The following is a 3806-nucleotide window of genomic DNA, read 5'->3' on the forward strand; positions in this document are numbered from 1 at the left end:
CCGGCCGGCGGTGAGGTGACGGGCCCCGCGGTCGCGGTCACGGTCGCGCCTGAGGCCGTACGCCGACGCCACGCCGCCGACCGCGCCGCCCAGGTGGCCCTGCCACGACACGCCGTCGAGCATCGGCGACAGGCCCGCCAACGCCTCGAGTCCGTAATAGAAGCCGATGACCAGGCCGATCACCAGGTGCAGGATCCGCCGCGAGAAGAAGCCGCGGACGATGACGTAGAAGATGTAGCCGAACACGATGCCGGACGCCCCGATGTGGACGGTGCCCGCGCCGCCGAGCAGCCAGGACACCACGCCCGAGGCCAGCCACGAGATCAGCGTGACACTGAGCAGCGGCCGGATTCCCGACAGGGCGATGATCGAGCCCAGTACGAGCAGGGCGATCGAGTTGCCGATGAGGTGCGCCCAGTCGCCGTGCAACAGCGGTTGGAACACGATGCCGAGCAGCCCGTCCGTCGACAGCGGCTGCACACCGTAGTCGTCGAGCGTCTGCCGGGGGCCGACGAGCTCCACGATGACCCGGTCCGCGGCCTCCACCACCCACATCAGGGCGACGAACGACCACAACAGGACCAGGGCCGGCCACCGCCGCGGACCCGGGTCCGCCGGCCGGGCCGCTCCGGCGCCCGGCCAGGGCGATCTCGGGTCACGGTTCACGGTGTTCTCCTCACTGCCCGTCCAGGGCGGTGCACAGGGAGTCCTGCATGAAGGTCAGCCAGTGGTACACGTCCAGCTGGGCCGACCGGGGATCGTCGTCCGGCACGTACTCGGGGATGTCGGTGGCGGGTGTCCCGTCCGTCGAGCCGGCCTCGAGCAGGACGGCCCCCAGGCCCAGGCGCACGTCGTTGAGGCAGCGCATCCACGCCCCCGCCTGGTCGAGGGTGAGCGACACGGTGCCGCCGCGCGAGGGCAACGAGCGCAGGACCACGCCCGCGCAGTCGAGCTTCGCGTCGATGATGGCCGGCTCGTGGAGCATGCGCATACCCGCGTTGTGGGCGCGCGCGACGGCCGCCCGGTCGGCCTCGGACCCGTCCCGGCGATCGGCCGCCTCCGGCCGGTGGAAATCCGGCAGCAACCGCGCGAGCGGAGCCTCGGCCGGGAGCTGGGAGTGCCCGCTGCGCATACCCGTGATCTCCGCCAACTCGTCCCGCGGCGCCGAGTCACGACGCTGCTCGAGCATGTCCACGATGTTCGACACCAGCGCGTGCAGGATCTGCACCTCGTGACTCTCCATGACGGACTTGATGCGCGTCCCGCCCAGGGACGACTTCCGCTGCCAGGCCTTCACCGGCTCACGCCTCCCGCTGCATCGTGGCCCACAACCCGGCCTCCTGCAGCTTGCGGACGTCGTTCTCCACCTTGTCGCGGCTACCGGACGAGACCACCGCGCGACCGTCGTTGTGGACCTTGAGCATCAACTCGTGCGCCTTCTCCCGGCTGTAGCCGAACACCCGCTGGAACACGAACGTCACGTAGCTCATGAGGTTCACCGGGTCGTCCCACACGACGGTCAACCAGGGATTGTCCACCCCGCCGTCGAGGTCCGCGTCCGTGGTCTCCACGGGCGCGGCCGACGGCATCGCCATCACCGGGGCGGTGCTCCTGACGGCCGCAAGCGGTGTCGTCACAGGGTGCATGGTTCCCAGGATACGGATTCGCGGCGGGTCGGCCACGCCGTAGAGTCGGCCCCGTGACCTCGACGACCACCTCCCCTGCCACGCCCGGCTCCGGGCGACCGTCCACCGCCCTGCTCACGGACAAATACGAGCTCACCATGATCCAGGCGGCCCTCGCGGACGGCACGGCCGACCGGCCGTGCGTGTTCGAGGTGTTCGCCCGGCGCCTGCCCGCCGGCCGCCGCTACGGCGTGGTCGGCGGCACCGGACGCCTCCTCGAGCGGCTGGCCGACTTCCGGTTCGACGACGAGGCGATCGACGCCCTGGCCGACTCGCTCGACGAGCGGACCACGGACTGGCTGCGGGCCTTCCGCTTCACCGGCGACGTCGACGGCTATCCGGAGGGCGAGCTGTTCTTCCCCGGCTCCCCCGTCCTGAGCATCCGGGGCGGCTTCGCCGAGTGCGTCGTACTGGAGACGCTCGTGCTGTCGGTGCTCAACCACGACAGCGCGATCGCCTCCGCCGCCGCGCGGATGAACTGGGCCGCGGACGGTCGGCCCATCATCGAGATGGGCTCGCGCCGCACCCACGAGGAGGCCGCGGTGGCCGCGGCCCGCGTCGCCTACCTCACCGGCTTCGACGCCACCTCCAACGTCGAGGCGACCCGACGCCACGGGGTGCCGTCGGCAGGAACCTCGGCCCACTCGTTCACCCTGCTGCACACCGGCCCCGACGGACCCGACGAGGCGGCGGCGTTCCGGTCCCAGGTTGGCGCGCTCGGCGTCGGCACCACGCTCCTCGTGGACACCTACGACATCACGGCCGGGGTCGAGACCGCGATCGAGGTGGCCGGGCCCGAGCTCGGCGGCGTCCGCATCGACTCCGGGGACCTGGGCGTCCTCGCCCGTCAGGTCCGCGACCAGCTCGACTCGCTGGGCGCCTACAACACCCGGATCGTCGTCTCCGGCGACCTCGACGAGTACGCGATCGCCGCGCTGCGCGCCGAACCCGTCGACGTCTACGGGGTCGGGACCAAGCTCGTCACCGGCTCGGGCGCCCCCACCGCCGGGATGGTCTACAAGCTCGTCGAGGTCGACGGGATCCCGGTGGCCAAGCGGTCCGCGCACAAGGAGTCCCTCCCCGGGGCCAAGCGCGCGATCCGCCTCCACCGGCGCACCGGCACCGCGGTCGAGGAGGTGCTCCTGCCGTTCTCCGCGGAAGCCCCCGAGGAGAACGGGCTGGAGAAGCGCGAACTCATGCTCCCGCTGATCCGGGGCGGGGAAACCGTGCCCGGCCTGCCGACCCTGGAGGAGTCGCGCGCCCACCACGCGTCGGTCATGGTCTCGCTGCCGTGGGAGGGGCTCGCCCTGAGCGAGGGCGACCCCGCGATCCCCGTGCGGGTCGTGCCGCCGGGGGCACTGCCCGGCGCCTGACCCGGTGTCCGGGCGGGCCGCTAGGGTAGCCGCGTGACCGACTCGCTCCCCTCCGTCTCCGAGCTGCTCGCCACCGCGGTCGAGAGCCTGGGTGGCAGCGAGCGGACGGGACAGCTCGCGATGGCGGAAGCCGTCGGCAACGCGTTGTCCACCGGCGAGCACCTCGCCGTCCAGGCCGGCACCGGCACCGGAAAGTCCCTCGCCTACCTGGTGCCCTCCCTCCGCCACGCGGTCGCCACCGGCGGCACCGTGGTGGTCTCCACGGCGACCATCGCTCTGCAGAACCAACTGGTCGACCGGGATCTGCCCCGCCTGGCCACCGCACTCCGCCCCGAGCTGGGCGTGAGTCCGTCCCACGCGATCCTCAAGGGCCGCGGCAACTACCTGTGCCTGCACCGGGTGAGCACCGGGCCGGTCGACGAGGCCGACCCGGAGGAGATCGAGACCGAGGAACTGTTCGACCTCCCGATCGGCGGCGAGCCCACCGCCGCGCGCACCCCCCGCCAGGCCTCCACGCGCGACACCGGACCCAGCTCCTGGCTCGGACGCGAGATCGCGCGGCTCCACGACTGGGCCCAGGAGACCGACACCGGTGACCGCGACGACCTCTCCCGCGGCGTCTCCGACGCGGCGTGGCGGCAGGTGTCGGTGACGAGCCGGGAGTGCCTCGGGCAGGTCTGCCCCGAGTTCACCGAGTGCTTCGCGGAGCTGGCACGCCAGAAGGCCGGCCAGGCCGATGTCGTGGTGA

5 protein-coding genes are annotated in these 3806 nt (G+C 72.3%); 2 read left to right on the forward strand and 3 right to left on the reverse strand.

Translation table 11 applies throughout. The features are described 5' to 3' along the window. From G6030_RS11340 to clpS, 3 genes are all read right to left on the reverse strand, one after another. The coding region (locus tag G6030_RS11340; protein WP_182643196.1) for a rhomboid family intramembrane serine protease at nucleotides 1–666 on the reverse strand (666 nt) is incomplete at its 3' end. Between the two features lie 10 nt (nucleotides 667–676). Beyond that, nucleotides 677–1297 (reverse strand): DUF2017 domain-containing protein, encoded by a 621-nt coding sequence (locus G6030_RS11345; protein WP_007627771.1) that lies wholly within the window; start codon nucleotides 1295–1297, stop codon nucleotides 677–679. Between the two features lie 4 nt (nucleotides 1298–1301). Then, nucleotides 1302–1589: an ATP-dependent Clp protease adapter ClpS gene (clpS, locus tag G6030_RS11350; RefSeq protein WP_223210147.1), complete on the reverse strand. Its 288-nt coding sequence runs from the start codon at nucleotides 1587–1589 to the stop codon at nucleotides 1302–1304. Nucleotides 1590–1699: 110 nt separating this feature from the next. On the opposite strand from clpS, the gene G6030_RS11355 reads away from it, so the two are divergent. Next, nucleotides 1700–3058: a nicotinate phosphoribosyltransferase gene (locus tag G6030_RS11355; protein ID WP_007627773.1), complete on the forward strand. Its 1359-nt coding sequence runs from the start codon at nucleotides 1700–1702 to the stop codon at nucleotides 3056–3058. A gap of 33 nt (nucleotides 3059–3091) precedes the next feature. Then, nucleotides 3092–3806 (forward strand): DEAD/DEAH box helicase (locus tag G6030_RS11360; protein WP_347238642.1); only part of this gene is annotated, 715 nt, incomplete at its 3' end.

This window comes from Dietzia sp. E1 (assembly GCF_014145015.1).
Classification (GTDB): Bacteria; Actinomycetota; Actinomycetes; order Mycobacteriales; family Mycobacteriaceae; genus Dietzia; species Dietzia cinnamea_A.

What these genes read in the sequence shown, in the direction of transcription:
- clpS (WP_223210147.1), bottom strand. Translation starts at nt 1,589, where the DNA reads ATGCCGTCGGCCGCGCCCGTGGAGACCACGGACGCGGACCTCGACGGC.